The sequence below is a fragment of the Desulfosoma profundi genome (assembly GCF_055387865.1).
Window position 1 is genome coordinate 2,901,423 of the sequence record NZ_AP042420.1, and the last position, 25,662, is coordinate 2,927,084.

Consider the following 25,662-nt stretch of genomic DNA (forward strand, 5'->3'; position numbering starts at 1 on the left):
GATAAGGAGGGTTCCATGGACCTGGATCAAGCCCTGAAAAAGATCCATTGGCTCGGCCACGACGCCTTTCGTGTGGACGGGACGAAGATCATCTACTTCGACCCCTATGAAATCAAGGGTGGCCCCCCTGCGGACGTGATCCTGATCAGCCATGAACACTTCGATCACTGTTCACCTTCGGACGTGGCCAAAGTCCAACAGCCCGGAACGGTCATTGTGACCGATGCCGCTTCCGCCAAAAAACTTTCAGGAACAGTGCGGGTCGTCAAGCCGGGGGACCGCCTTGAAGTGGATGGGGTGGTCATCCAGGTTTTCCCCGCCTACAATGTCAACAAGAAGTTTCATCCCAAGTCGGCCGCCATGCTTTCGTTCGTGGTCACTCTGGACGGTGTTTCCTATTACCATGCCGGCGATACGGACTTGATCCCAGAAATGAAAGGGCTTGAAGTGGACATCGCCTTCCTGCCCGTCTCGGGCACTTACGTGATGGACGCGGCGGAAGCCGTTGAAGCGGCCAAGACCATTGCGCCCAAGATTGCCATTCCCATGCATTACGGTGCCATTGTGGGATCGGAAGAGGATGCGCGACGGTTCCAAAAAGCTCTGGAAGGGATCGTGCGCGTCGTTGTTCTGAAGAAGGAATAGAAAGAGGAGGGGGCCATGGCGGCGGCGTACGTGGAAGCCTATCGCACCGGGCGCTTACAGCAAAAGATCGAAAAAGCTCTGCGGTGGCTCAAAAAATGCTCGTTGTGTCCACGTCTGTGCATGGTGAACCGGCTTGCCGACGAGAAAGGATTCTGCCGCACCGGCCGGTATGCCGTGGTGTCCAGTTACGGCCCCCACTTCGGCGAAGAAGATCCCTTGGTGGGACAAAACGGGTCGGGAACCATCTTTTTTACCCATTGCAATCTGTTGTGTCTTTTTTGCCAAAATTACGACATCAGTCACCAAGGGCACGGCGTTCCAGCCTCTCCCCAACAGTTGGCCGAAGTCATGCTGGAGCTGCAAAACCGCGGGTGCCACAACATCAACTTCGTCACCCCGACTCATGTGGTGCCGCAGATTCTTGAGGCTTTACCTTTCGCCGTGCAACGGGGCCTCACGGTGCCGCTGGTCTACAACTGCGGTGGTTACGAACGCGTGCCGGCCCTGAGGCTTTTGGAGGGGGTCGTGGACATCTACATGCCCGACTTTAAGTTTTGGGACCCTCAGGTCGCCAAAGATTTGTGTCAGGCGGAAGATTACCCGCAACGGGCGCGGGAGGCGTTACGGGAAATGCACCGTCAGGTTGGTGACCTGACGTTGGATCCCTCGGGCATTGCGGTGAGAGGCCTCCTTGTCCGCCATTTGGTCATGCCGGACGATCTGGCCGGTACGGCCGAGGTCTGCCGCTTTATCGCCGAGAATGTGTCGCCCAACACCTACATCAACATCATGAACCAGTACCACCCGTGCGGCCGTGCCATGGAGGTCCCGGCACTGAGGCGTCGCATCTCGGCGCTCGAATACGAAAATGCCCTCAATGCAGCTCGATCCGCAGGACTGACCCGACTGGACCGTCGAACCCGCCGGTTCATCCTCTGGTGACAGGTGGATCATGGCCCAAGATATCGGAAAAATCTATGCTGTGGGTGATATCCACGGCATGCTCTCCAAACTGGAACGTCTTCTCGACCGTATCCCTTTTCGGGAGGGGAAGGATCGGTTGGTCTTCGTGGGGGACTACGTGGACCGCGGTCCCGATTCCCGAGGGGTCATCCACCGCGTGCTCCAGCTCATGGCCCAGGGTCTGGACGTGGTGTGTCTGCGCGGCAACCACGAACTCATGATGGAAAATTACCTGCGAGACAAGGACGTGGAGTTCTTCCTCATCAACGGGGGAGCCAGCACGATTCACAGTTATTCCGTGGGCAATGACGGCGGGGAATGCGTCATCCCAGAATCCCACAAAAATTTCCTGCGTGGACTCAAGAAGTTCTACGAAACGGACGATTACCTGTTTGTCCACGCAGGGTTTCGCCCGGGCGTCCTCCTCGACCAGCAGTCTGATGAGGACGTCTATTGGATCCGGAACGAATTCATCAATTCCGATTATGACTTCGGCAAGAAAGTCATCTTCGGGCATACGCCGTTTTTGAAACCCTTCGTGGACAGACGGAAGATCGGGATCGATACCGGCGCGGTTTACGGTAACAAGCTGACCTGTGTGTGTCTTCCCGACGAGGAGTTTTACAGCGTCTGAAGGTCGTCACGGAGAGGTTTCCACATGGCGAGAATCGATGCGTTTTTCAAACTCTTGCACGATCAGAAAGGCTCAGACCTGCATTTGATTTCAGGCCAGCAGCCCGTCCTGCGCATTCGCGGGGAACTGGAACGGGTCAAATTCAAAGTGCTGGATGATGATGAGTTGCGCTCGATGCTCTACGAAATCACCCCTGAAGACAAGATCAAGATCTTTGAAGAAACAGGGGATCTGGACTTTTCTTATGAAATTCCCGGCCTCGGCCGATACCGCGCCAATTTTTTCATGCAGAAAAACGGCATCGGGGCGGTTTTTCGTGAGATTCCGGAAGAGATTCTCACGGTGCAGCAACTGGGCCTGCCTCCTGTGCTTTCCCGGTTGGCCATGCTGCCTCGGGGGCTGGTCTTGGTCACGGGGCCGACCGGAAGCGGGAAATCCACGACCCTGGCGGCCATTATCGACGAAGCCAACCGGAAGCGAAAAGACCACATCATCACCATCGAAGACCCCATCGAGTTCGTCCATAAGAGCAAAAACTGTGTGATCAACCACCGGGAGGTGGGGACCCATACCCGAACGTTTTCCACTGCTCTCCGTGCGGCCCTGCGCGAAGACCCGGACATCATCCTGGTCGGTGAAATGCGCGATCTGGAAACCATGCGCTTGGCCATAGAAGCGGCGGCCACAGGGCACCTGGTTTTTTCCACCTTGCACACGACCAGCGCGGCCAAGACCGTGGATCGCATCATCGAAGTCTTTCCCACTGGGGAACAGGCCCAGATCCGATCCACTCTCGCCGATGGCTTGCGGGCGGTGGTGTCCCAAGCCCTGTTCAAACGCATCGATGTCAAGGGCCGCGTCGCCGTTCTGGAAATCCTCATTGCCACCCACGCCGTCCGGGCCCTGATCCGTGAAGGGAAAACCCATCAGATCCCTTCGGCCATACAGACCGGGAAAAAATACGGGATGCAGACTTTGGACGACGGCATCATGGAACATCTCCGGGCCGGGCGCATCAGTCCCAACGAAGCCTACATGAAGTGTGTGGAGAAAGAGAAATTTAAGCAGTTCCTCACCGAACCCCCGACAGATTTCACCGAGGTGTGACGAAGATGGGGGAATGACGAACCCCACAAGGGAGCGGCCATTCCATGAAACGCCAAGACTTGAATCGGATTCTGCATCGGCTTCTCGATGAACACCCAACACTCTCGGACATCAACTTCACAGTGGGCAAGCCCATCCAAGCGGAAGTGGACGGGGTGCTTCGGCCGTCCTGTGCCGATCTGGGTCTGGGTGTGCTCAGCCCGTATCACACGGAACATATCGCCCTTGCTCTTATCGGCCCGGACAGACGTCTGGTCCGAAACCTCCTGGATACCGGCTCGTGCGACCTCTCCTACGCCTTGGATGCCCGTGCCCGCTTCCGTGTGAATGTTTTTTCACAGCGGGGCTACTATTCTGTGGTCATGCGTGTGCTCCCCACCCGGGTGATGAGTATCGAGGAGCTGGAGCTGCCCCAGGTGTTCAAGCGCATCGCCGAAGAAAGAAACGGCATTGTGTTCGTCACCGGGGCCACCGGAAGCGGTAAGACAACGAGCCTTGCGGCTATTTTGAACGAAATCAACCGGTCCAAGTCAGTGCATGTGGTCACTTTGGAAGACCCGGTGGAGTTTGTCCACCCACAGCTGAAAGCCACTTTCAACCAAAGGGAACTGGGGCAAGATTTTGATACCTTCGCCAACGGATTGCGGGCCGCGTTGCGCCAGGCGCCTAAGGTCATCCTGGTGGGCGAAATGCGCGACCGGGAGACGGTGGAAATCGGGTTGAGCGCCGCCGAAACAGGCCATCTTGTCTTGACGACCTTGCACACCATAGATGCGTCCCACACGGTAAACCGGATCATCGGCATGTTCGAACTGGAGGAAGAACGGCTCATCCGCATCCGTCTGGCTGACGCCATGCGCTGGACCATCAGCCAACGCTTGTTGCCCAAGGTTGGGGGCGGCCGAGTGGCAGCCTTCGAAATTATGGGGAATAATTTGCGAGTCCGCGAGGCGGTCATCCACGGCGAAAGCGAAGGGAAGACGTTCTACGAAATGATGCAACAGGCGCGCCCGTTCGGCTGGACAACGTTTGACGATTCCATCGTGGCGTTGTACGAAAAGGGTCTGATCACGGAAGAGACGGCGTTGGGCTACGCCTCCAACCGTGCGGAAGTGAAACGCGGCGTGGACCGTCTCAAAGCGGCTCGGGGCGAAAAAACGACAGATATCGAAGGACTCGGTATCGATCAGGAATACTCCAGAAAGATCCTCTAGCGCCCTGTCCCGATCCAGAACCGGGTTTGCGCCGGTCCCGGGCCGGTGTGTCCGCGTCCATGGAATCGGCGTAACCAGGACTTGGCCGTGGATGGGCATGTTCCCACAAAGGGTCCGCGTCTTTTCTTCGATCCCCACGGGAAGGCAGCCGGTGTTCCCAGGGGAAGAGTTTTTCGGAAAAAGATCGGTGGAACCTCAGGCTCGGGCTTCGGTGGGTTGAGCTGTCGTCGAGGGGAAAGGGCATGAGCGGCCTGAAAAAAAAGCTGGATTGGTCCCTTTATGTCATCACCGATTCCGGAGTGATCGGGCATCGTGGGCTTTTCGAGACGGTGGAGGCGGCCTTACGAGGGGGCGCCACGGTGATTCAGTACCGGGAAAAGAAGAAATCCACACGCCTCATGGTCCAAGAAGCCGCGGCCTTGGCGGCGTTGTGTCGTCACTACCATGCCGGGTTCATCGTTAACGACCGCATCGATGTGGCCCTGGCCGTAGACGCCGATGGGGTGCACCTGGGTCAGGACGATATGCCCCTCGATGTGGCGCGACGCCTCCTCGGCCCGGATCGGATCATCGGGGTGACGGTCCACAACAAGAAGGAAATCGAGGAGGCCCAGCAGGGCGGAGCGGACTACATTTCTTTGGCGCCGGTCTTTGCCACTCCCACAAAACCTGACCATCAAAGCCCCATGGGGGTGGACGGGCTGAAAAGGCTGATGCAATGGGTGCGCGGCCCGGCTGTTGCCATTGGCGGCATCCACGCAGGGAACGTCCAGGACGTCATGGCCGCTGGTGTTGACGGCGTGTGCGTGGTTTCGGCGGTTCTCGGTCAGGACGATCCCCAACATGCGGCTCGCACCTTGAAAAACCTGATACTCTCCAGAACGATCCCATGACGGCCTCATCGCTTACCGTCAAAGAAGTCGGCGAATTCGGGCTCATCGACCGCATTCGATCGCTTTTCCCTCAGGCCGCGCCGTCCGTCCTCGTCGGAATCGGGGACGATGTGGCCGTTCTGCGCACTTCAACCGGGCGTGTGCTGTTGGCGACGTGCGATTGCCAGATCGAGGGCGTCCATTTTGTGCGCTGTTCCGTTCCCGCCTACGCCTTGGGACAGCGGGCCGCGGCGGTCAATCTCAGCGACATTGCGGCCATGGGCGGCAATCCCCTCTGGGCCCTGGTGTCTTTGATGGTAACGGAAAGCACGCCCGTGCCATGGATCGAGGATCTCTACCGAGGCTTGGGTGATGCCTTGACCCGCCATGGGGCCGTCCTCGTGGGGGGCAACACAGCCAAGCATCCGGACCGCATCGTTATCGATGTCACGGTGCTGGGAGAAGCGGATCCAGACAGAGTCATCCTCCGCCATGGCGCCCAGGTGGGGGATCTCATCGTGGTCACCGGAGTGCTTGGGGGATCCCGAGCGGGCCTGGAATGCCTGAGGTGGAATCTTTGCGGGAAGCCCGGGGATCGTGAAGCGGACCCTTCGGGGCCTGTCTCCGGTCCTTTTTCCGGAAGTGAAGGCGCATGCGTGGATCGTTCACTGGAAAAACTTAAAGGAAATGTGGATATTCCCGCTGTGGACGAAAGAATGAGGGATGCCGCGGTGCACAGACACCGGCTTCCCGAACCCCGCCTTCGGGAAGGGCGACTTCTGGCGGCATCGGGTTGGGTGCACGCCATGGTTGACGTGAGCGACGGGCTGATGGGGGATTTGGCCCACATGTGCCATGCAAGCGGGGTTGGGGCCGTGATTCACGCCGAGGCCGTGCCGGTGGATGCGGCCTGCGAGGCGGTCGCACAAGCCGTCGGTCAGGATCCCCTGCTGTGGGCATTGTACGGGGGAGAAGACTACGAACTTCTCGCGGCGGTCGATCCCCAAGGGTATGGGGACATCGAGCGAGCGCTGGCACGATCAGGGGCTGTTCCGTGCCGGGTGATCGGGCGGATTGTGCCTCAAGAAGAAGGCATCCGATGCGTCCGCTCCGACGGATCCGCCGTGGAGACGCCGCAGCGGGCGTGGGACCATTTTCGGGCTTAGAACCTATCGAAGCCCATGGGTCAGCCAGGTGTTCGGCGCTGACCGGCCGGGCGTGCCAGGGCGTTTTTCAGACGGGTTTAAGATTTTCAAGAAAGGTCGCGGTCGGATCGAGATTTGGTGGTCCAGGGGGACAAACCGTTTCGGTGCGGCCTCAGAAAAGAGAGGGTCACCCATGAGAATTCCCCGGGCATTGACGATCGCCGGGTCCGATTCCGGCGGAGGCGCTGGGATCCAGGCGGATCTCAAAACCTTTGCCGCTTTGGGGGTGTTCGGCATGAGCGCGGTGACGGCGTTGACGGCCCAGAACACCGTCGGAGTGCGTGCGGTGCTGGAAGTGGATCCGGCATTTGTGTCCGCCCAAATTCGGGCCGTGGTGGAAGACATCGGGGTGGATGCCGTCAAGACAGGGATGCTCGCCACATCGGCCATTGTCCGTCAAGTATCCCAGGATGTGCGTGAATTGGGTTTGACCACTCTGGTGGTGGATCCGGTCATGGTGGCCAAAAGCGGCGATCCGTTACTGCATCGGGAAGCCGTTTCGGCCCTGGTGGAAGAGCTTCTCCCTTTGGCACTCGTGGTCACACCCAACCTGCACGAAGCGGAAGTCCTCGTGGGGTTTCCGGTCAGAACCGCGGAGGACATGGAAAAGGCAGCCCGGAAGATCACACAAATGGGGCCTCGGTATGTGGTCCTCAAAGGTGGTCATTTGCCCGGAGATCCCATGGACATTTTGGATGATGGGCAACGGGTGGTGCGTTTTCCCACAACTCGCTACGAGACCCCTCACACCCACGGCACGGGATGCACGTTCGCCTCCGCCATTGCTGCCGGTCTGGCCAAGGGGTTGGATGTGCTGGATGCCGTGGTCCATGCCAAAGAGTACATTACGGGGGCAATCCGCGAAGCGCTGCCTTTGGGCAAAGGTCATGGCCCTGTCCACCATTTTTACGCGTTGTACCGGCTGGCAGGGTGGAGTTTTCACCCCTGAGCGGGGCCTCACAAAAGTTCCCCGAAAGTGCCCCGATTTCGGGACCCTCGGCTTCCGGCGCAGCACAATCGGCCAGGAATGCCCCTTCGCCCTGAAAAACCAACTCCCGGCTTGTCCTGCCGAGAAGCCGACTTTTCCCGAAGGCTCAAAAGATTTTTCGAGGCGGGTTGTGCGGAAAGAGAGCGTGCAGGACTGCTTGGGGCTTCGCGGGGCGGCGGTGAAAAGGGCCTGTGCGGATTTAGGGGCGAAGTGGGCCAGTGGGGTGTTTAGGAACGATCTTTGTCGTCGTTCTTTCCTCTTTTCTGAAACCGTGAGATATCGATGACTTCACCGCGGTGAGGCGCCGACCCGCCGGCCGGAGAGGCGTTCTGTTTGCGCAGCTCGCGGAGTTGTTCCGCAAGTGACGGATCCTGGGAAAGGATCTGCTCGATTTCCCATTCCCGGTTTTTCCATTGCTCAAGGATGTCCCCGAGATCCCAAGGAATCTCCGCGAAGTCTCCCACGATCTCCATGATCCGATGGATCAGGAGTTCCTGAGGACTCTTGAGGTAGAACGGCACGTGGGCCCACAGGTTCACAGCGGTTATGGACTCGTCAACCGAAGCCTTCAGAATCGCCGAATGCACCGAAGCCGGCCCTTCGTAATCGGCGGGCTGGCATTTCCACCGCCGCAGCAGGTTGTACCCTTCACTATTCGTGGCCACGCCGGAGATACGGACCTCATCGTAAAAAATTTGGTCGTAAAGGCTGCCCAGAAGGAGCAATTTCTCACACTCCCAATTTTTCACGACGGCAAAAAATTGAAACAGAAACCCTTCCCAGCGCACAGTGGGTTCCGGTCCAACAGCAAAGGCCACATGGCGGTGGGCCGGATCCTCGGGTTGATAAAAGTCGATCGCATGCGATCGTAAATCTTTCAAGATCCCGTGCCGGATCTCAACCACTGGTCGGTGTTCCGCCGTATCCAGGAAATCATCCATCATCATGCGGGCGATCCGGCGGCACGGGAGTTTTTTCTGGATCAGCGAAAAGACTGAATCCGCCATGCCGCCGGCATCGGGCCATCCCCTCAGGGCCACGACCATCCACCGCACCTGCGGCGTGTGATTAGACTGAAATAAGGCCATCGGACGGCTTCCTCGGCAAGAGTCGCTGCGCATCGAGTCTTTCCAAAAGCACTGCGCAATTTTCTGCGACCCAATCGGGATCACGGGCTTCCAGGTCGGCCAAAGACATCCGGCCGCTGGCCACGCCGGCTGTGCGCAGACCCAAGCGTTTCCCCGTTTCGATGTCCAAGGGGTGGTCCCCAACCATCAAGGCATGGGGATAAGGTGCATCCAAAGCGTGCAGCACTGTACGCAGGTGTTCGGGGTGGGGTTTCACCTTGCGCACGTGGTCCCGGGCAAACAGTCGGAACCCATACCGATCCAGGTCGGGAAAGACCGTGCGCACCGCTCGTTCGCAATTGCGGGTGACGACGGCGATCTTGATCCCCCGGTCGTGCAGTTCCGTCAAGATGGAACGCGTGAACGGAAAGAGATTTCCACGTGCGGCGGCTTCCATTTCCAGCGCCTCGATAGAAGCCAATGCGTGGGCTCGGAATGCTTGGGCTTGCCCTGCCGGGCCGTCGGGCAGAGTTCGGGCGATGGCGTCGATCCATTCCAGGGCGGGCAAAGGCACAGGTTCAGGGGCACGCCCCACATAGCCGGCGGCGATGACGCCGATGCGCCTTTTCATTTCGGAAAAATCAATGTGGAGCTCTGCCAGCGTCCCGTCGAAGTCGAAGAGGATGGTCTGGATGAGCATGTCTTCCTCAAGGTCGGGGGTTTTCCGTTGACCACCAAACTATATCATCGCCTTTGGAAATCGCAACAAGCCTTGCACATCCCCATTGCCTTGACTATTGTGAGGCGTTTTGAAAAGGCTGCACAATTTGTGATAGGACTGCGATTCTGACAAAATGCCGACGGGTGGCGATGAACCCAGGGGGTCCATAACAGGAGCGGGAGGATTTGAGAATGGGCGGGGGTGTTCCCGTGTTGAGTTTCGACGCTGTGGTGGATCGTTTGATCCAAATGAACAAATCTTACCACGCCGAATACCTTGCCATGTACTCCAGCTGGTACGGCGGAATCTGCACGGACGCCCGGGTTATGCTGATTCCTGTGGACGACCATTTGGTGCATCGCGGGGACGGCGTCTTCGAGGCGTTCAAGTGTGTCAACGGCTATCTGTACCTCCTCGACCGGCATCTGGACCGCTTGGCGCGTTCTTCGGAAATCGCCCAACTGAGCTGGCCTGTGGACCGGCGGGAACTCGTTCGCCTGATCAAGGAAACCGTTCGTGCGGCCGGAGTCCGCGACGCCCTCGTCAGGCTCTATATCTCTCGGGGGCCGGGCGGTTTCAGCACCGATCCCTATGAATGTCCTTCGAGCCAACTTTACATTGTCGTCACCCGAATGCACCCCGTGCCCGAGGAAAAACTCGCCCAGGGTTTCACCCTAAAAAGCAGCCACATTCCCATCAAAAAATCCTATTTCGCCAACGTGAAGAGCTGCAACTACCTGCCCAACGTCCTGATGACCAAGGAAGCCCGAGATGCCGGAGTCGATTTTACCGTGTCCATTGACGAAAATGGGTTTCTTGGGGAAGGTGCGACGGAGAATGTGGGCATCATCACGCGGGATCGGCGCTTTTTAGTGCCGAGGTTCGACCGCATCCTTAAAGGCACGACCGTGACCCGAATGATCGAGCTGGCCATGGAGCTGACGGCGACGGGGGAACTTGCCGATGTGGCCGAAGCGGACATCCGCCCGGAAGAGGCCTACGATGCCGCCGAAATCATGGTCTTTGGCACGACCTTCGGGGTCCTCCCCGTGGTCGTCTATGACGGACGGCCCATCGGAGACGGCGTTCCCGGGCCGTGGTATCACCGATTCCGTTCCTTGATGCTGGAGGATGTCGAGTCGGGGCAGGGGGTCCGCACGCCCGTATGGTCGGACGACGACGCAGCGGCATCCTGAAGCCGGGTCGGCCGGCATAAATGAAACGGTCGAGCGAGGAGCCTTTGGCATGGGCGACGAACATATTGTGTGGGTCCAGAGGGTCCACACCACCTTTGAGGTGACGGCTCGAGCTTTGGATGCCGTGAAGGAACGTGAAGCGGACAATATTGTGAAGATGGCTCAGATGGTGGCCGAAGCTTTTTGTGCGCGAAGGCGCCTGTACCTTTTCGGAAACGGGGGAAGTGCCGCCGACTGCCAACATTTGGCAGCGGAATTCATCAACAGGTTTCAAAAAGAGAGGGCGCCCTTGCCGGCGGTGGCTCTCACCACGGACACTTCGGTACTCACGAGCATTGCCAACGATTACGCCTTTCAGGATGTGTTCGTGCGTCAGCTCCGCGGCCTCGGGGAGATGGGCGATGTGGCCTTGGGGCTGAGCACCAGCGGCCGCTCGGAAAACGTCTTGAGAGCCCTCCGATGGGCCCGGGAACACGGCCTGCGGACCCTTGGCTTCGCCGGTCTTCAGGAAACGGATATGGACATCTACTGTGATCTGATCATCCACGTGCCCGATGCCGTAACCGCCCGTGTCCAAGAGGTCCACATCGTCGTGGGCCATGTGATCTGTGACCTTGTCGAAGAAATGCTCTTTGGATCCGGTGATTCCGTGAAGGTTTCAGGTTCGCCGAGGGTTTAGATTTGCCCATGGAACCTTTGTCTTTGCAAAACGTGCGCACGATCAGCCTGTCCGACCGCCCGAGTAAAGTGCGGCTCGAAGATATGGGCGTGCCTTGGGTGGCGGGGGGGACATTGCGCCGCTTTCTTCGGTCCCTTCCGAACCAGCTTGCCGGGGCCGAGTTCCGGGCAGCCGTCAGCCGGACGGCCGGGGCGGTGAGCGCCGGCCGCACCGTCCTTTTGGGCATGGGGGCGCATCCGATCAAGGTGGGCTTGAGCCCTCTTGTCATCGACTGGATGCGTTCGGGGGGGGTTGAAGGGGCTGGCGTTGAACGGAGCCGGCGTCATTCACGACGTGGAGTTCGCCCCTGTGGGGAGAACATCCGAAGACGTGGATTCGGAACTTCATGCCGGCCGGTTTGGAATGGCCCGGGAGACGGCAGATTTTATCCATGAGGCGGTGCGTCGTGCCGCGGCTTCGGGACGGGTGGGGTTTGGACGTGCCGTTGGAGACGCCCTCAGGAAGTGTGCCGCGCCATACGTGGACCACAGTCTCCTGGCTACGGCGGCGGCCTTGGATATCCCGGTTACGGTCCATGTGGCCATCGGCACCGATATTATTCATATGCATCCGTCCATGGACGGGGCGGCGACGGGAAAGTTGAGTCACAGGGATTTTCGTCTGTTTTGTGCTTTGGTGTCTCGCCTTGCCGGCGGGGTGTACATCAACTTGGGATCGGCCGTGATTCTTCCCGAGGTGTTCCTCAAAGCCGTGGCTGTTGCCGCGAACCTCGGCCATAATTTAACCGGGATCACGACCATCGACATGGACTTCGTCCGCCAATATCGGCCTCAGGTCAACGTGGTCCAGCGCCCGACGGCCGGCACCGGACGGGGGTTTTCCTTCGTGGGGCATCACGAAATCCTTTTCCCGCTGTTTTATGCAGCCGTGAAGGAAAGCATTCATCAAGGAGGACGCCATGCCGACACGGATTCGTATTGAGACCCCGAAGCTCATCATGGACGCCACCCTGAACGACAGCCCGACGGCACAGGCCATCGCTCGGGCATTGCCCATCGAGGCGGAAGCCAACACGTGGGGCGATGAAATCTACTTTGCCGTCCCCGTGGACATGCCCTTGGACTCTCGGGCAAAAGAGCTGGTCAACCCTGGAGATTTGGGCTATTGGCCTCGGGGTAAAGCCTTTTGCATCTTCTTCGGCCCGACACCCATCAGTGCACCTGGGGAAATCCGCCCTGCCAGTGCCGTCAATATCGTGGGGAAGGTGTGCGGCGATCCCACGAAGTTTAAAAAGATTCAAGACGGAGACCTTGTTCGACTTGTGTCTGCGACTTAAGATGGAGACGCACTTTGAGGTGCGAACGATAAAAGCAGAGAGGTGATCATTATGCCCATTTATGAGTATCGATGCGGTGGCTGCGGTGAACGTTACGAGAGCCTGGTGTTTCGAGCCGATGAGACCGTCTGCTGTCCCAAGTGCGGCTCAAGCGATGCCCATCGTGAAATGAGTGTGTTTGGGTTCAAGAGTGGTGGGGACAAAGGGGCGGCCAGCAGCCGCATGGGTTCCGGAGCCTCATCATGCGCCGGGTGCTCGGGAGGCAGCTGCACGACGTGTCACTGACACGAGTCCACGGGAAGCTGCATTGTCGAAATCCATACGGGAGAGAGCACCCGTGAAGCCACACGTGGTCATCGGGACGCGCGGAAGCCTTCTTGCGCTGCGCCAGGCGGAGATGATCAAGCAGGCGCTGGAAAGCCACTGGCCGAATCTGCGTGTCACCATGGAGATCATCAAGACGACGGGGGACAAGATCCTAGACGTGCCTTTGGCCAAGGTGGGAGGCAAAGGGCTTTTCGTCAAGGAAATCGAAGAGGCTCTCATGGACGGCCGGGTGGATCTGGCCGTCCATAGCATGAAGGATGTCCCGTCCCAACTGCCGGCCCCTTTAACTCTGGCAGTCGTCCCGCCCCGGGAAGACCCCCGGGATGTACTCATTGCCCACAAAGCCTCCGGGTGGGAAGAGCTTCCCGAAGGGGGCGTGGTGGGCACGAGCAGCCTGCGCCGATCCGCTCAGATCCGGCATCTTCGACCGGACCTCCGGGTGGAAAACCTTCGAGGGAACTTGGACACCCGTCTTCGCAAAGTGCGCGAAGGTCTCTATGACGCCGTCATTTTGGCGGCCGCGGGGCTGCGACGCATGGGCTGGCAGGAGGCCGTGACAGCCGTGATGGACCCGGACCACTTTCTTCCGGCCATCGGTCAAGGGGCCTTGGGAATTGAAATCCGAAAGGACGATGATGCGCTTTGGGAGATTGTGAGCCCGTTGCACCACGAGCCCACGTGGCGGGCCATAACGGCGGAACGTGCTTTTCTTGATGAACTCCAGGGCGGCTGCCAGGTGCCCATCGCCGGGCATGCGGTGGTCCACGATGGGACGGTCACCTTGACGGGTCTGGTAGCCTCCGAGGACGGCGCAACGGTGTATCGCATGAGTCGGAGCGCGCCGTTCGGTGAGGAAGAGATTCTCGGACGCGACGTGGCGCGCCGGCTTCTGGATGCCGGCGCGCGTGACATTCTCGACGCGATCTTTTCCCAGAGGAATGTCTGAATGGGGAATGTGGTGAGAGACTTCCGGTGCCGTACGGCCGGCACCCGTGCAGCGTGAGGATGCGGTGAAAAAAGGAAAAGCCTACCTTGTGGGAGCAGGGCCTGGTGACCCGGGACTGCTCACACTCAAAGCCCGCGACGTGCTCGGCCTTGCCGACGTGGTGATCTACGATTACTTGGCCAACGAAGAATTCCTCAATTACGCTCCCCCCCATGCGGAACGGATCTATGTGGGCAAGAAGGGCGGCGAGCACACCATGAGTCAGGAGGCCATCAGCCGCCTGCTCGTGGAAAAAGCTCGGGACCACATCGTGGTGCGCCTCAAAGGGGGGGATCCCTTTGTTTTCGGCCGGGGGGGCGAAGAAGCCCAGGAGCTGGCGGCGGCAGGCATCGAATTCGAAATCGTTCCCGGGGTCACGGCTGCCGTGGCCGTGCCGGCCTATGCGGGCATCCCTTTGTCCCATCGGGATTACGCCTCCAGCATGGCCTTCATTACTGGACACGAAAGGGCCGATGGCATCGCCCCCGAAGGGAAGGAAGGACTCGATTGGGAAAAACTTGCCTCGGGGATCGGCACGCTGGTGTTCTTCATGGGCGTGAAAAATCTTCCCGAAATTGCCCGAAGGCTTACGGAACACGGCCGGTCCCCGCAAACGCCCGTGGCGGTGATCCGGTGGGGCACGACACCTCACCAGCAGACCGTCGTGGGAACCCTATCCGATATTGCCGAAAAGGTTGAGCAGGTGGGCCTGAAACCTCCGGCCGTCATTGTGGTTGGGGAGGTGGTCCGGTTGCGGGAATCCCTCAACTGGTTTGAAAGAAAACCTCTTTTCGGCAAAACCGTCTTGGTCACTCGAGCGCGGGAACAGTCAAGCGAGCTGCGGAAGGCTTTGGAGAATCTCGGGGCCCGCTGCATGGAATTTCCGACCATCTCCATCGTTCCGCCTGCCTCTTGGGATCGTTTGGATGCCGCGATAGCGTGCCTCGAGGGGTACGACTGGGTGGTGTTTACGAGCATCAATGGGGTGCGGTTTTTCATGGAGAGGTTGTGGGCGGCGGGTCGCGACGTTCGGGCCTTGGCGGGATGTCGTCTGGCGGCCATCGGCCCGAAGACCGCGGAAGCCTTGGAACAGCGCGGACTGCGGCTGGACGTGGTTCCCGCCGAATATCGGGCGGAAGCGCTTTTGGAAGCCTTGGGGGAGACGGCTGTGCAGGGCCGTCGCTTTCTGCTGCCTCGAGCCGCCCAGGCCCGGGACGTGTTGCCTGAAACCTTGCGTCGATGGGGTGCCCAGGTGGATGTCGTCCCCGCTTACGAAACCCAGCCCGCCTCTGAAGGAGCGGAAACGGTGGCTGCCATGCTGGAGCGGGGGGAGATCCACGTGGTGACCTTTACGTCGTCTTCCACGGTGAGCTTTTTCATTCAGGCGTTAGGGGAGCACCGGGGTCCTCGGCTGCTGGAAAAGACCGCCGTGGCCTGTATCGGGCCGGTGACGGCGCAGACGGCACGGTCCTTGGGGATCACACCGACGCTGGTGGCGGACGAGTATACCATTGCGGGGCTTGTGCGCACCCTGATGGGCCTTCGGTAAAAGGCGTCCCTGTTCGTGGAGTCACCCGAGGTCAAACTAGGGTTTAAAGAGGTATCCTGTATAAACGAGGTAGCCCAAAACCAGAGCTCCCCCTTCGAGACGGTTGACCCGGCCTTGGCGCCCGCGCCATGGCCGACACACGGGCCAGAGGAGCAACGTGGCCAAAAGCATGACGGGAAAATCCCGGTGAAAGGCTTCGGAGGACACGTGAAGCGGCCGCACCAAGGCGGGGATACCCAGAATGGCCAGTATATTGAAAAGATTCGAACCGACCACGTTGCCTACGGCGATGTCGTCCTGCTGCTTGATGGCCCCGGCCACTGAGGTCGCCAGTTCAGGAAGGCTCGTTCCCAGCGCCACCAGGGTCAACCCGATGACCAGTTCGGTCACGCCGAAAGATTTGGCCATGGCCACACCGCCCCACACCAGCAACCGGCTGCCCGCCGTCAGGGCCGCCAGTCCCAGGCTCAGAGATAGGATGGATTGACGGAGAGCAACGGCGGGCTGCCGTGTCGAACTGGTGTCCGCCGTTTCTTTCAGCACCGTTTCGGGTGTGGTGTATTTGGCTGTGGCGATCATCTGGGCCACGAAAAGAATCAAACCCGCCACCAGCAGGCTCCCCTCGAAACGGCTGAACCTGCCGTCCCGCGCCATGAGCCACGAGATGACCGACACCCCGATGAGGAGAGGGCATTCGCGACGGACGATGGAACGATGAACCATCAGGGGCCGAAACACGGCGGCTGCCCCAAGAATCAGGCCGATATTGGCGATATTGCTGCCCACCACGTTCCCTACGGCCACATCGGGGTGCCCCATTACGGTAGCGGTGAGACTCACCAGCAACTCGGGCAGGGAGGTCCCGAAGGAGACCACCGTCAGGCCGATGATGATCGGGGAAATACCGAGCCGGCGGGCAAGGGCTGCCGCACCGTCCACGAACCGGTCGGCCCCCCAGACCAAAGCCACAATTCCCAAGATGACAGCCGTTGCATAAAGGAGCGTGGTGTGCATGACAATGTCCGGCGAACTATTGATTCACTTGTCGGTGCCGATAACTGATGTAGGCGTTCCTCATGGACACGTAGGGGTCGAGGGCCGAGGCTTTGAAATCCTCGTATTGACCAAGGCTCAACGAAGTGCGGTTCACCTCTTTGACCCCTTTGGCCGGTCCGTAGGCTTCCCATGCCAGATAATTCATGGGATCCAAGAAATAATCCGCGACCAGTCCCACGGTGTCCCGCAGCGTGGACGGGCCCAGCACCGGCCACATGAAGAAAATCCCGTTCCCCACCCGATAATGGCCTAGGGTTTGGCCGAAGTCTTCGTCGTAGGGTTTCAAACCAAATTCCTTTTCGGCGGGGTCGAAAAGTCCGGCGGCACCCAGGGTTGAGTTCAGGCCGAATCGGGCCACTTCCACGATGCCTCGCTGAAATTTCAGCTGCAACAAATTGTTGGCGATGCGCACCGGGGCCATGAGGTTCGTGAAGGCGTTGCGCACGCACAGTCTCACGCCGGTGGGGACGAAGGTCTTGTAGACGGTAGCCACCGGCTTGAGCACCCAGAAATACAGTTTGTCATTGAAGTGGAAAAACGCGCGGTTCAGCGGCTGCAAAGGATCTGCAACGCTCGTTTCCCTTTCGGCAAAAGGATCGTCCAGATAATTTTCGTCGTCTTGGGAGGCGGTGGCAGCCCAAGCCGTCGCCTCAGTGCCGAACCATTTTGGAGACAGCCCGGGGATGCGGGTTTCCGTCTTCAAAAACAAAAGCCCACAGAGGATGCAGACCACGAACCACGGCCGCCAGCACGCCCATTTCCCATCCATACGGTCCTCCATCACCTTTGGGGAGAGTTCGTTCATGAACCGCCATTTAAGTCGCTGCGTCGTATTCTTGTCAACGACAAAGGGACTCTTTTGCGTCGGCGGGCTTTGTGTTATGTGACAACGTAACAAATGGGGCAGTAGGGTTTGGCACGGAAACCTCCCCGGAGGATGTATGGATGGAAGGGAATATCTTTACCGAAGCGGATCGGAAGCAGCTGGCGCAATTGGGCATCCCCCTGTGGGAAGTGGAAAGGCAGCTGGCCCTTTTTGAGAAAAAAAACATCACCTGTGAGCTACACAGACCCTGTACCTTGGGAGATGGCATCATCGGGGTGGATCCGAACATGGAACGGGTATGCGAGGACGCCTACAAAAAGGGTCTGAAGAAAGGGCGTTTTATCAAATTCGTCCCTGCTTCCGGCGCGGCGACCCGCATGTTTCAAGATCTTTTTGCCGTCCTTGGCCGAAACCCGGTGCCGAATCTTTCGGAGATTGACTCGGAGGCCCAATCCGGGGACGAATCGGCCCGAAGGGTGCGCACATTTTTCGCCCAAGCGCACCGATTGCCATTTTACGAGATGTGGTGTCGGGCCATGGCCGATGCGGGTTCCGACCTGAACGAGCAACTTCGTGAAGGGAAGATCGAAAAAGCCCTGCGGGTCCTGCTCACGCCCGAAGGTCTTGACCTGGGTGGACTCCCGAAAGCGCTCATCCCTTTCCATTCTTATCCGGACGGACCTCGCACGGCCTTGGAGGAACATTTGGCTGAGGCGGCGGGCTACGTGCGCATGCCTAACGGATTGTGTCCCGTGCACTTCACGGTGAGCCCCGAGCATGAAGAGCGTTTCCTGAAACACATCGTGGCGGTGCGATCCCGGCATGAGACGTTATGGGCGTGCTCCTTTCAGATTACCCTGTCTCAACAAAGTCCGGCGACCAATACCATCGCGGTGGATGAAGACAACCGTCCGTTCCGGGACGGTTCCGGACGATTGGTCTTCCGGCCCGCCGGCCATGGTGCCCTGCTCCCCAACCTAAACCGCCTCAAGGGAGACCTCATTTTCATCAAGAATATCGACAACGTTGTTCCAGATGCCCTAAAGAGAGAAACGGTGCGGTGGAAAAAAATTCTCGGAGGATTTACCATTCTCATCCAGGAACGCATCCACCGGCACATCAAGGCGTTGCGCCAAAGATTGTCGTCCGAGACGGTGGAACAGGCCCGACGGTTCATTCAGACAACCTTTTGGGGAGGCACGTGCGCCATCGGCGGAGCCCTGGTAGCCCAAAGGGACTTGCTCCTCCATGTGCTGAACCGACCCATACGGGTCTGCGGCATGGTGCGTAATGTGGGGGAACCCGGCGGCGGGCCTTTTTGGGCCTGGGACAGGGAAGGGCGCCTCACATGCCAGATCGTGGAAAAAGCCCAAGTGGACATGAACGACCCGCGTCAACGGGCCGTCTGGGAGCGGGCGACTCATTTCAACCCTGTGGATTTGGTGTGCGCGGTACGGGACGCGGAGGGGAATCCGTTTGACCTGATGCGCTATCGCGATCCCGATGCGGTGATCATCACGAAAAAATCCTTAAACGGCAGACCGTTGAAGGCCTTGGAGTTACCTGGGTTGTGGAACGGGTCCATGGCCATGTGGAACACGATTTTTGTGGAGGTTCCGCCATCGACGTTCAATCCTGTCAAAACGGTCTTGGACCTGCTGCGCCCGGAACACCGGCCGAAACAGCCCCACGAACGATGAACGAAAGATTCTCTCCTCCGGCTGCAAAGCTTTCCGTGCGTCGTGACGCAAAGCCATGAGCGAAAAATACACCCTTAAAGAATTGAGCGCCCTTCACCAGATCGCCCGAATCTTGGCTCGTCCGGAGGACATCAAGGATCAGTTTCAGGCGGTTTTGGCCGTCTTGAGCGAGCAGCTCGGAATGCGCAGGGGCATGATCTCCATCCTGGATCACAAGACCGGGGAAGCCTGGCTGGACGTGGCCCACGGTGTGGATGTCAGCGCCGGAAGCATCATCTACCGCCCGGGGGAAGGAATCACCGGCAAAGTCGCACAGACAGGGCGCCCCATGGCCATCGCGGACTTGGGAGAGGAAGCGCACTTCCTGGACCGCACGGGGGCCCGCAAGAAACTCAACCGCAAAGAGCTGGCTTTCCTGTGCGTGCCCATTTTTCATCAAGGGCGCGTGGTTGGGGTTCTCTCGGCGGATAAGCTCAGTCGCGATGTGGAAGACCTTGCCCGGGAGGTGGAACTCCTGGAGGCCGTCGCGGAGCTTTTGGGCAAAGTGGTCCATTTTCGTGCCGTGGAGGAGGAGAACCGTCGGCTCCGGAGCCTCATCGCCGAAGCGCGCCGGCCCAAGACCCAGATCCTCGGTCGCTCCAAGGAAATCCGGGACGTGCTTCGTCTCATCGACCAGGTGGCGGACACGAACACTACGGTGCTCGTCCACGGGGAGACGGGCACAGGCAAGGAATTGGTGGCCAAGGCCATTCACGACAACAGCTCCCGAGCTTCGGGGCCTCTGGTGCGGGTCAATTGCGCCGCCATGCCGGACACGCTTCTGGAAAGCGAGTTGTTCGGGCACGAAAAAGGAGCGTTTACGGGGGCTGTGGCGCGACGCAAGGGCCGTTTCGAAGAAGCTCAAGGGGGGACCATCTTCTTGGACGAAATCGGGGAACTTTCTCCCGTGGCTCAGGCGAAACTCCTGCGCGTGCTGCAGGAAAGAGAATTTCAGCCTTTGGGTTCTTCCCGCGTGGTCAAAGTGGACGTGCGGGTGGTGGCCGCCACCAACAAGGACCTGGAACAGGAAACAGCCCACGGCCGGTTTCGATCGGATTTGTACTATCGGCTGAACGTTTTTCCCATTTTCCTGCCTCCCCTGCGGGACCGGGGGCCGGACATCCTTCTGCTGGCCGATTATTTCGTCCAAAAATACGCCCAGCTCCTGGGAAAGAGCGTGAACCGCATTTCCACATCGGCCATCGACCTGCTTATGGCTTATCACTGGCCCGGAAACGTCCGGGAACTGGAAAACTGTATCGAACGGGCCGTAGTGCTCGCCACCGGAGACGCCATTGAGGCGCGTCACCTTCCCCCCACACTTCAGATGAAACCCATGGAGCTCCAACGGCAGTCCCGGGGAAAACTGGAGGCATTGGTGGGCGCCTTCGAACGGGACATCATCGTGGAAGCCCTGAAAGACGCTCGGGGAAACCAAGCCCAAGCGGCCCGGCTTCTGGGGACCACCAAGCGCATCGTCCAGTATAAGGTGCGAAAATATGGCATCGATGCCCGTCGGTTTGCGGAACGAACCCGCTCTGTCGAGGGTGAAAAACCCCAATGAAGCTCCCGCCGAAAACGTGGGAGGTGCGGTGAAGCTCGGTCGGCGGCCGTGGACAGAGGACATGGGAAGGCCACACGGGGAGAAGCGGGCTGTGCGGCTGGAGGATGCGGCCGCTGGTGAGGGCTTTTCGGGTCGGCCCGTCGGCGGCGGGGGATGGGCGGTGAAGCCCTGTCCCTGAGCCTGGTACGAGTTTTGCCTAACGATAAATTCCTGGTGGCCCGAAAAGCCAAGTGCGGACGTTCGGTGCGGATGCCCCTTGGGGCGGCAAATGGTCCATGAAGATAGCTTTGGCCCAAATCAATCCTCTCATCGGCGACTTTGCCGGAAATGCCCGAAAGATCGTTGCCTTCGCCCGCGAGGGCCGATCCCGAGGGGCGGATCTTGTCGTTTTCCCAGAGCTGGCCTTGGTGGGCTATCCCCCCAGGGATCTGCTGGAGCGCCCGTCTTTTATCAGACGCAGCCTGGCCCATTGGGACACTCTGGTCCAAGCGAGCCGCCATGTGCCCATCCTCTGCGGCGCAGTGGGCATAAATGATGAACCCCGGGGCAAACCGCTCCATAACCTGGCGCTCTTTTTCCATGACGGGCGCCTGGAAGCCGTGGTCAAAAAACGGCTGCTCCCCACCTACGACGTCTTCGACGAGGATCGCTATTTCGAACCGGGCCGGGAACCGGTGGTGGTCTCCTTCAAGGGATGGCGCTTGGGGCTCACCATCTGCGAAGATATCTGGACGGAGGCGGACTTTCTGCCCCGGCCGCTCTATCGGGTCGATCCCGTTCGTGAGTTGTCCGCGGCAGGAATGGATCTTCTGATCAACATCGCGGCATCCCCGTACCACCGGGGAAAGGCCGTCTGGGTGGGGGAGTTGCTCCGCCGCCATGCGGTTTCCTGCGCCGTTCCCGTCATCTATGTGAACCAGACAGGCGGCAACGACGAACTCATCTTCCAAGGGTGCTCCATGGTGTGGAACGCCCGCGGGGAATGCGTCGCCCGGGCGGCCGATTTCGCGGAAGATCTCTGTCTTTATGATGCAGAGCGCGGGGCGGGGGACCGCAGGGATCCGGTGGATGATGCCGTCGAAGAAGTCCTGGAAGCGCTCATCCTAGGACTTCGGGACTATGTAGGGAAATGCGGATTCCGAAAGGTGGTCCTTGGGTTGAGCGGCGGGATCGACTCGGCGGTCACGGCCTGTATCGCCCGTGTCGCCCTAGGGGCCGAAAATGTTCTCACCCTGGCCATGCCCGGGCCGTTCAACGCTCCCGAAAGCTTGGAAGACGCTCAACAACTCGCGGCGGCCCTCGGCGTTCCCTGTGCCGTCGTGCCCATTCACGCCTTGTTTCGGTGTGCCTGTGAAACGCTGGAGCCCCTGTTTCAAGGCCGATCCTGGGATACGACGGAAGAGAATATCCAGGCGCGGCTTCGAGGACTGCTGCTGATGGCCGTGTCCAACAAGCTAGGCCACCTGGTGCTCAACACGGGAAACAAATCCGAACTGGCGGTGGGCTACTGCACCCTTTACGGAGACATGAACGGAGGGCTTTCCGTCTTGGGGGACGTCCCCAAAACATTGGTTTACGAGCTGGCCGCCCTCATCAATCGCCGTTACGGGTGGATTCCCCGGCGCATTCTGGAAAAGCCGCCCTCCGCGGAACTGCGCCCCGGCCAGACCGATCAGGACAGCCTGCCGCCTTATGAAGTTCTCGATTCGATACTCAAAGCGTATGTGGAGGATCGAAAATCCCTCGAGGAGATCTGCGCCATGGGATGGGCCGAGGATCTGGTCCGGTCCGTGGTGCGCCGCGTAGACGGCAACGAATATAAACGCCGCCAGGCCCCACCCGTGTTACGGGTGACCACCAAGGCCTTCGGCTCCGGTCGGCGGTGTCCCATTGCCCACGGATATCGAGAGGACAAAAACCGATGAAGAAAGTGGAAGCCATCATCAAACCGTTCAAGCTGGACGACGTGAAGGAACGCCTGACGGAACTGGGCATCAAGGGCATGACCGTCACGGAAGTGCGAGGCTTCGGCCGCCAGAAAGGCCACACGGAAATCTATCGGGGCGCGGAATACGTCGTGGACTTCATCCCGAAACTCAAGATCGAAGTGGTGGTGAGCGACGACCAACTGGACGAGGTGCTGCAAGCCATCCAAGACTCGGCCCGCACCGGAAAAATCGGGGACGGGAAGATTTTCGTGATCCCGGTCGAAGAATGCCTCCGCATCCGGACTGGCGAGCGGGGTGAGCACGCGGTATAGTCCGCTGAAGCGCGTCCGCCCCAAGGCGCCTTCACGGTCTTTCCCCCATGAGCACGGCACGGCCGAGACCGACACGGATCCTTTCATGGACTGCAAGACGCTGGTATCCCTTCGAGAAGATTTTAAAAAGGCATGTGGTTCGGACGTTCCCGGCGTGATCGCCGCGCACACCTATGCGACACGTTTCTTGGAAGAACTCCGCCGGCTCATCGGGACCCTTGATGAGAGCGGAAACGACGAATGGTGTGCGGCCGTCGTGGGTGGATTCGGGCGCGGGCAGCTGAGTTTCGTGTCCGACCTGGATCTCGTCTTTCTCCACAAACGCCGGTTGTCGGCCCCTCTGGAATCCTTGGTCCGAGACGTCGTGCCCAGCCTGTGGGACGCCGGATTCGAGGTGGGCCATATGGTCAGCTCTCCCAAGGATCTAAAGAACCTCATGCGTCAAGACTTCAGCGTCCAGACCACCTACGTGGAAGCATCTTTCGCCGGAGGCGATCCGGCCTTTTACCGCACCTGGCGGGAAGGATTCCTCGGGGACTTCAATCGCAGCAAGCGCGCCCGGTTTCTTGAAAATCTGCGTGAGTACAGGAAAGCCCGCTACAGCCGCTACGGGGAAAGCAGCTATCTGCTCGAACCGCATCTTAAGGAAGGCGTGGGCAGCCTTCGCGACATCCACACCATTCGCTGGATTGCAGTGATCTTTCTGGGCACACCGTCCGTTTCCGCCCTCACAGACGCCGGCTGGCTGACCCCCGAAGAGGCGCTGTGGTTGGAACAGGCCGAGGATTTCCTGTGGCGTGTCCGCCTGCAGCTCCATCACCTGAGCGGCAAACGGCAGGACCGGCTCCTCATGGCGGACCAAGAAGTTCTCGCCAAACGCTTGGGCTTTCTCGACGGGACGGAAGGAAGCGCCGTGGAAGCCTTCATGCACCTTTACTACCGCCACACGGCGCGGATCCGCCGCATCGCCGGCTTCCTCCTGGACAGGCTCACCCATGAAACCCGCAAGCCGAGCCGCCAGTTCTCCCGCCGCAAAACCGTCCTCCCTGGGCCGTTCCTCTTAGAAGACAATCACCTGTCCTTCCTCGAGCCGGAAAGACTGCGGGAAAGGCCCGAATGGCTCATGACCCTCTTTTGGGAAGCCGCCAAGCGGGGCGCCCGTTTTCATCACCAGACGGGGCGGATCGTACGGGAAAACCTGTCGGCCGTGACGGACGGCGTCCGGTCGGACCCTGAAGTGGTCTCCAAGTTTTTTGACATCCTCCTGCACCCCACGCGGTCCTTTTCAGTGCTTCGCGTAATGATGGAAACGGGCTTCCTCCAGACCTTCATTCCGGAATTGGCCCCGGTGCGCTATCGGGTTCAACACGACGTCTATCATCTGTACACCGTGGATGAACATCTGCTGCGTACCGTTCGGGAAATGCACGGTCTCGAGGAGGGCCGACCGTCATTGGAGCCCCACGTGGACTGCCGACACCTGTTCCATGATCTTCCGCATCGGCGTGTCCTCTATCTCGCAGCGCTGCTCCACGATGTGGGCAAAGGGCAGGGGAAGAACCATTCGGTGCGTGGGGCCGAAATGAGTCGGACCATTGCGGAGCGTCTGGGCCTGGACGCGGAGGAAAAGTCCCTGCTGGAGTTCCTCATTCGCCATCACCTGCTTCTTCCCGATACAGCCCTGAAACGTGACCTGAGCGACGAGAAGCCCATTGTGCGCTGCGCCATGCAGATCGGCACCCGTATCAGGCTTCGGCTGCTTTACCTGCTGGCGGTGGCGGATTCCCGAGCGACGGGCCCCGGGGCGTGGAACACCTGGCGGGCCTCCCTCATGGATGAGCTTTACGGAAAAGTGGATCGGGTGCTCCTTCGAGGCGAGTGGCAGCCTGAGGATGTGGCACCGAAGGTGGAAGCGCTCCAGACGGAAGTCCTCGGGCTGTGTGATGCGGGGCAAAGGACCGCCGTGGCCCGATGGCTGGAAAATCTGTCCCTGCGTTATCTTCTGTCCCAGCCGCCTGGGGAGATCGTGCGGCACTACGCTATGGAAAAGGAGGTGCCGGAAAAAATCCTCGTCTTGGATGCCCGTCCCATGGAAGGGGAACTATGGCAGGTGACCACGGCATGCCGGGACCGCCCGGGTCTTTTCGCCACCATCACCGGTGTGCTCTGGCTCCACGGCCTGAACATTCTCTCGGCGGATATCTACACCCGGTCTTCCGGGATCGCCCTGGATATCCTCATCGTGGAGGATCTTCCAGATCCCCTTCATCCGGATGAGACGTGGGATCGGGTGCGCAGTGACCTCACCCGGTGCGTTCAGGACCCCACGGCCTTGGCCGCCCTCAAGGCCCGGCACCGTCCCCCCATCCCCCGAAAAGCGGTGCTGGGGCCGAAGAAACCCGACCGGGTGGTGCTCGATGAAAGCGCGTCGGATTTCTACACCGTGATCGAAGTGTACACGTGGGATCGGCCCGGCGTGCTCCACGCCATGACCCAAACCCTTTTCGAACTGGGCCTCACGATCCAACTGGCCAAGATTTCCACACCGGGCGCGCAGGTGGTGGACGTGTTTTATGTGACAGATCTCGAGGGGGCCAAGATCCAAGATCCCGAGCGACACGGGATCATCGAGGAACGACTCCTGGGATGCCTGCAAAACTGGGACACGTCCCGTTCCAAAGGACAGGGATGACGAAATTGTACCATCCCGCCTCATGGCCGCTGGAAAA

At 59.6% G+C, this 25,662-nt stretch carries 24 protein-coding genes; 20 read left to right on the plus strand and 4 right to left on the minus strand.

Annotation, left to right across the window (positions count from 1 at the left end):
- Positions 1-15 precede the first annotated feature (15 nt).
- The 8 genes from ACZ5K9_RS12510 (at position 16) to thiD (ending at position 7,589) form a co-directional block, all read left to right on the plus strand.
- On the plus strand, positions 16-645 hold the full coding sequence (locus ACZ5K9_RS12510; protein ID WP_464271665.1) for an MBL fold metallo-hydrolase: 630 nt from the start codon (positions 16-18) through the stop codon (positions 643-645).
- Positions 646-660: 15 nt separating this feature from the next.
- On the plus strand, positions 661-1,587 hold the full coding sequence (locus tag ACZ5K9_RS12515; RefSeq protein WP_464271666.1) for a radical SAM protein: 927 nt from the start codon (positions 661-663) through the stop codon (positions 1,585-1,587).
- Between the two features lie 10 nt (positions 1,588-1,597).
- The gene (locus tag ACZ5K9_RS12520) at positions 1,598-2,242 is read left to right on the plus strand and encodes a metallophosphoesterase family protein (RefSeq protein WP_464271667.1); all 645 of its coding nucleotides are present in this window, start codon (positions 1,598-1,600) and stop codon (positions 2,240-2,242) included.
- A 24-nt stretch (positions 2,243-2,266) separates the two neighbouring features.
- Entirely contained in the window at positions 2,267-3,349 is a 1,083-nt protein-coding gene (locus ACZ5K9_RS12525) for a type IV pilus twitching motility protein PilT (protein ID WP_464271668.1), read from the plus strand.
- 44 nt (positions 3,350-3,393) lie between these two features.
- Positions 3,394-4,563, plus strand: a complete 1,170-nt coding sequence (locus tag ACZ5K9_RS12530; RefSeq protein ID WP_464271669.1) for a type IV pilus twitching motility protein PilT — start codon at positions 3,394-3,396, stop codon at positions 4,561-4,563.
- Between the two features lie 242 nt (positions 4,564-4,805).
- The gene (gene thiE / locus ACZ5K9_RS12535; RefSeq protein WP_464271670.1) at positions 4,806-5,456 is read left to right on the plus strand and encodes a thiamine phosphate synthase; all 651 of its coding nucleotides are present in this window, start codon (positions 4,806-4,808) and stop codon (positions 5,454-5,456) included.
- A complete protein-coding gene (locus tag ACZ5K9_RS12540) occupies positions 5,453-6,601 on the plus strand; it encodes a thiamine-phosphate kinase (RefSeq protein ID WP_464271671.1) in 1,149 nt (382 codons plus the stop codon). Before thiE ends, ACZ5K9_RS12540 begins: the two co-directional genes overlap by 4 nt.
- Before the next feature lie 172 nt (positions 6,602-6,773).
- Positions 6,774-7,589 carry a bifunctional hydroxymethylpyrimidine kinase/phosphomethylpyrimidine kinase gene (gene thiD / locus ACZ5K9_RS12545; protein WP_464271672.1) on the plus strand — a complete coding sequence of 272 codons (816 nt, stop codon included), beginning with the start codon at positions 6,774-6,776 and terminating at the stop codon, positions 7,587-7,589.
- 266 nt (positions 7,590-7,855) lie between these two features.
- Here thiD and ACZ5K9_RS12550 read toward each other — a convergent pair whose 3' ends face one another.
- Both ACZ5K9_RS12550 and ACZ5K9_RS12555 read right to left on the minus strand, forming a co-directional pair.
- The gene (locus ACZ5K9_RS12550; RefSeq protein WP_464271673.1) at positions 7,856-8,716 is read right to left on the minus strand and encodes a PAC2 family protein; all 861 of its coding nucleotides are present in this window, start codon (positions 8,714-8,716) and stop codon (positions 7,856-7,858) included.
- Complete coding sequence (locus ACZ5K9_RS12555) at positions 8,697-9,395, minus strand: HAD family hydrolase (protein WP_464271674.1); 699 nt, start codon at positions 9,393-9,395, stop codon at positions 8,697-8,699. The genes ACZ5K9_RS12550 and ACZ5K9_RS12555 overlap by 20 nt, the downstream gene beginning before the upstream one ends.
- Positions 9,396-9,607: 212 nt before the next feature.
- On the opposite strand from ACZ5K9_RS12555, the gene ACZ5K9_RS12560 reads away from it, so the two are divergent.
- The 7 genes from ACZ5K9_RS12560 to cobA all read left to right on the plus strand — a co-directional run bounded on the left by ACZ5K9_RS12560 (position 9,608) and on the right by cobA (position 15,488).
- Positions 9,608-10,612 carry an aminotransferase class IV gene (locus ACZ5K9_RS12560; RefSeq protein ID WP_464271675.1) on the plus strand — a complete coding sequence of 335 codons (1,005 nt, stop codon included), beginning with the start codon at positions 9,608-9,610 and terminating at the stop codon, positions 10,610-10,612.
- 49 nt (positions 10,613-10,661) lie between these two features.
- Positions 10,662-11,291 carry a D-sedoheptulose-7-phosphate isomerase gene (locus ACZ5K9_RS12565; RefSeq protein WP_464271676.1) on the plus strand — a complete coding sequence of 210 codons (630 nt, stop codon included), beginning with the start codon at positions 10,662-10,664 and terminating at the stop codon, positions 11,289-11,291.
- Between the two features lie 306 nt (positions 11,292-11,597).
- Positions 11,598-12,272, plus strand: coding sequence for a GSU2086 family protein (locus ACZ5K9_RS12570; RefSeq protein ID WP_464271677.1), 675 nt, complete (start codon positions 11,598-11,600; stop codon positions 12,270-12,272).
- The gene (locus ACZ5K9_RS12575; protein ID WP_464271678.1) at positions 12,250-12,627 is read left to right on the plus strand and encodes a cyclophilin-like fold protein; all 378 of its coding nucleotides are present in this window, start codon (positions 12,250-12,252) and stop codon (positions 12,625-12,627) included. The genes ACZ5K9_RS12570 and ACZ5K9_RS12575 overlap by 23 nt, the downstream gene beginning before the upstream one ends.
- Positions 12,628-12,678: 51 nt before the next feature.
- Positions 12,679-12,912, plus strand: a complete 234-nt coding sequence (locus ACZ5K9_RS12580; RefSeq protein WP_464271679.1) for an FmdB family zinc ribbon protein — start codon at positions 12,679-12,681, stop codon at positions 12,910-12,912.
- A gap of 52 nt (positions 12,913-12,964) precedes the next feature.
- Positions 12,965-13,900, plus strand: coding sequence for a hydroxymethylbilane synthase (gene hemC, locus ACZ5K9_RS12585; RefSeq protein ID WP_464271680.1), 936 nt, complete (start codon positions 12,965-12,967; stop codon positions 13,898-13,900).
- Between the two features lie 64 nt (positions 13,901-13,964).
- Positions 13,965-15,488: a uroporphyrinogen-III C-methyltransferase gene (gene cobA, locus ACZ5K9_RS12590; protein WP_464271681.1), complete on the plus strand. Its 1,524-nt coding sequence runs from the start codon at positions 13,965-13,967 to the stop codon at positions 15,486-15,488.
- 36 nt (positions 15,489-15,524) lie between these two features.
- On the opposite strand, the gene ACZ5K9_RS12595 is transcribed toward cobA, so the two are convergent.
- Positions 15,525-16,502, minus strand: coding sequence for a calcium/sodium antiporter (locus ACZ5K9_RS12595; RefSeq protein WP_464271682.1), 978 nt, complete (start codon positions 16,500-16,502; stop codon positions 15,525-15,527).
- Between the two features lie 16 nt (positions 16,503-16,518).
- The gene (locus ACZ5K9_RS12600) at positions 16,519-17,313 is read right to left on the minus strand and encodes an MlaA family lipoprotein (RefSeq protein WP_464271683.1); all 795 of its coding nucleotides are present in this window, start codon (positions 17,311-17,313) and stop codon (positions 16,519-16,521) included.
- 176 nt (positions 17,314-17,489) lie between these two features.
- Here ACZ5K9_RS12600 and ACZ5K9_RS12605 point away from each other — a divergent pair, with 176 nt between their 5' ends.
- The 5 genes from ACZ5K9_RS12605 (at position 17,490) to glnD (ending at position 25,625) form a co-directional block, all read left to right on the plus strand.
- Positions 17,490-19,070: a DUF4301 family protein gene (locus tag ACZ5K9_RS12605; protein WP_464271684.1), complete on the plus strand. Its 1,581-nt coding sequence runs from the start codon at positions 17,490-17,492 to the stop codon at positions 19,068-19,070.
- Positions 19,071-19,125: 55 nt separating this feature from the next.
- The gene (locus ACZ5K9_RS12610; RefSeq protein ID WP_464271685.1) at positions 19,126-20,673 is read left to right on the plus strand and encodes a sigma-54 interaction domain-containing protein; all 1,548 of its coding nucleotides are present in this window, start codon (positions 19,126-19,128) and stop codon (positions 20,671-20,673) included.
- A 275-nt stretch (positions 20,674-20,948) separates the two neighbouring features.
- Positions 20,949-22,598 carry an NAD+ synthase gene (locus tag ACZ5K9_RS12615; RefSeq protein WP_464271686.1) on the plus strand — a complete coding sequence of 550 codons (1,650 nt, stop codon included), beginning with the start codon at positions 20,949-20,951 and terminating at the stop codon, positions 22,596-22,598.
- Positions 22,595-22,933, plus strand: a complete 339-nt coding sequence (locus tag ACZ5K9_RS12620) for a P-II family nitrogen regulator (protein WP_464271687.1) — start codon at positions 22,595-22,597, stop codon at positions 22,931-22,933. The genes ACZ5K9_RS12615 and ACZ5K9_RS12620 overlap by 4 nt, the downstream gene beginning before the upstream one ends.
- An 85-nt stretch (positions 22,934-23,018) precedes the next feature.
- A complete protein-coding gene (gene glnD, locus ACZ5K9_RS12625) occupies positions 23,019-25,625 on the plus strand; it encodes a [protein-PII] uridylyltransferase (RefSeq protein ID WP_464271688.1) in 2,607 nt (868 codons plus the stop codon).
- Positions 25,626-25,662: the final 37 nt, after the last annotated feature.

Excerpts from the sequence above, each read along its gene's own strand:
- ACZ5K9_RS12510 (WP_464271665.1), top strand. The coding sequence starts at position 16 with ATGGACCTGGATCAAGCCCTGAAAAAGATCCATTGGCTCGGCCACGAC.
- ACZ5K9_RS12515 (WP_464271666.1), top strand. The coding sequence starts at position 661 with ATGGCGGCGGCGTACGTGGAAGCCTATCGCACCGGGCGCTTACAGCAA.
- ACZ5K9_RS12520 (WP_464271667.1), top strand. The coding sequence starts at position 1,598 with ATGGCCCAAGATATCGGAAAAATCTATGCTGTGGGTGATATCCACGGC.
- ACZ5K9_RS12525 (WP_464271668.1), top strand. The coding sequence starts at position 2,267 with ATGGCGAGAATCGATGCGTTTTTCAAACTCTTGCACGATCAGAAAGGC.
- ACZ5K9_RS12530 (WP_464271669.1), top strand. The coding sequence starts at position 3,394 with ATGAAACGCCAAGACTTGAATCGGATTCTGCATCGGCTTCTCGATGAA.
- thiE (WP_464271670.1), top strand. The coding sequence starts at position 4,806 with ATGAGCGGCCTGAAAAAAAAGCTGGATTGGTCCCTTTATGTCATCACC.
- ACZ5K9_RS12540 (WP_464271671.1), top strand. The coding sequence starts at position 5,453 with ATGACGGCCTCATCGCTTACCGTCAAAGAAGTCGGCGAATTCGGGCTC.
- thiD (WP_464271672.1), top strand. The coding sequence starts at position 6,774 with ATGAGAATTCCCCGGGCATTGACGATCGCCGGGTCCGATTCCGGCGGA.
- ACZ5K9_RS12550 (WP_464271673.1), bottom strand. The coding sequence starts at position 8,716 with ATGGCCTTATTTCAGTCTAATCACACGCCGCAGGTGCGGTGGATGGTC.
- ACZ5K9_RS12555 (WP_464271674.1), bottom strand. The coding sequence starts at position 9,395 with ATGCTCATCCAGACCATCCTCTTCGACTTCGACGGGACGCTGGCAGAG.
- ACZ5K9_RS12560 (WP_464271675.1), top strand. The coding sequence starts at position 9,608 with ATGGGCGGGGGTGTTCCCGTGTTGAGTTTCGACGCTGTGGTGGATCGT.
- ACZ5K9_RS12565 (WP_464271676.1), top strand. The coding sequence starts at position 10,662 with ATGGGCGACGAACATATTGTGTGGGTCCAGAGGGTCCACACCACCTTT.
- ACZ5K9_RS12575 (WP_464271678.1), top strand. The coding sequence starts at position 12,250 with ATGCCGACACGGATTCGTATTGAGACCCCGAAGCTCATCATGGACGCC.
- ACZ5K9_RS12580 (WP_464271679.1), top strand. The coding sequence starts at position 12,679 with ATGCCCATTTATGAGTATCGATGCGGTGGCTGCGGTGAACGTTACGAG.
- ACZ5K9_RS12595 (WP_464271682.1), bottom strand. The coding sequence starts at position 16,502 with ATGCACACCACGCTCCTTTATGCAACGGCTGTCATCTTGGGAATTGTG.
- ACZ5K9_RS12600 (WP_464271683.1), bottom strand. The coding sequence starts at position 17,313 with ATGGATGGGAAATGGGCGTGCTGGCGGCCGTGGTTCGTGGTCTGCATC.
- ACZ5K9_RS12605 (WP_464271684.1), top strand. The coding sequence starts at position 17,490 with ATGGAAGGGAATATCTTTACCGAAGCGGATCGGAAGCAGCTGGCGCAA.
- ACZ5K9_RS12610 (WP_464271685.1), top strand. The coding sequence starts at position 19,126 with ATGAGCGAAAAATACACCCTTAAAGAATTGAGCGCCCTTCACCAGATC.
- ACZ5K9_RS12615 (WP_464271686.1), top strand. The coding sequence starts at position 20,949 with ATGAAGATAGCTTTGGCCCAAATCAATCCTCTCATCGGCGACTTTGCC.
- ACZ5K9_RS12620 (WP_464271687.1), top strand. The coding sequence starts at position 22,595 with ATGAAGAAAGTGGAAGCCATCATCAAACCGTTCAAGCTGGACGACGTG.
- glnD (WP_464271688.1), top strand. The coding sequence starts at position 23,019 with ATGGACTGCAAGACGCTGGTATCCCTTCGAGAAGATTTTAAAAAGGCA.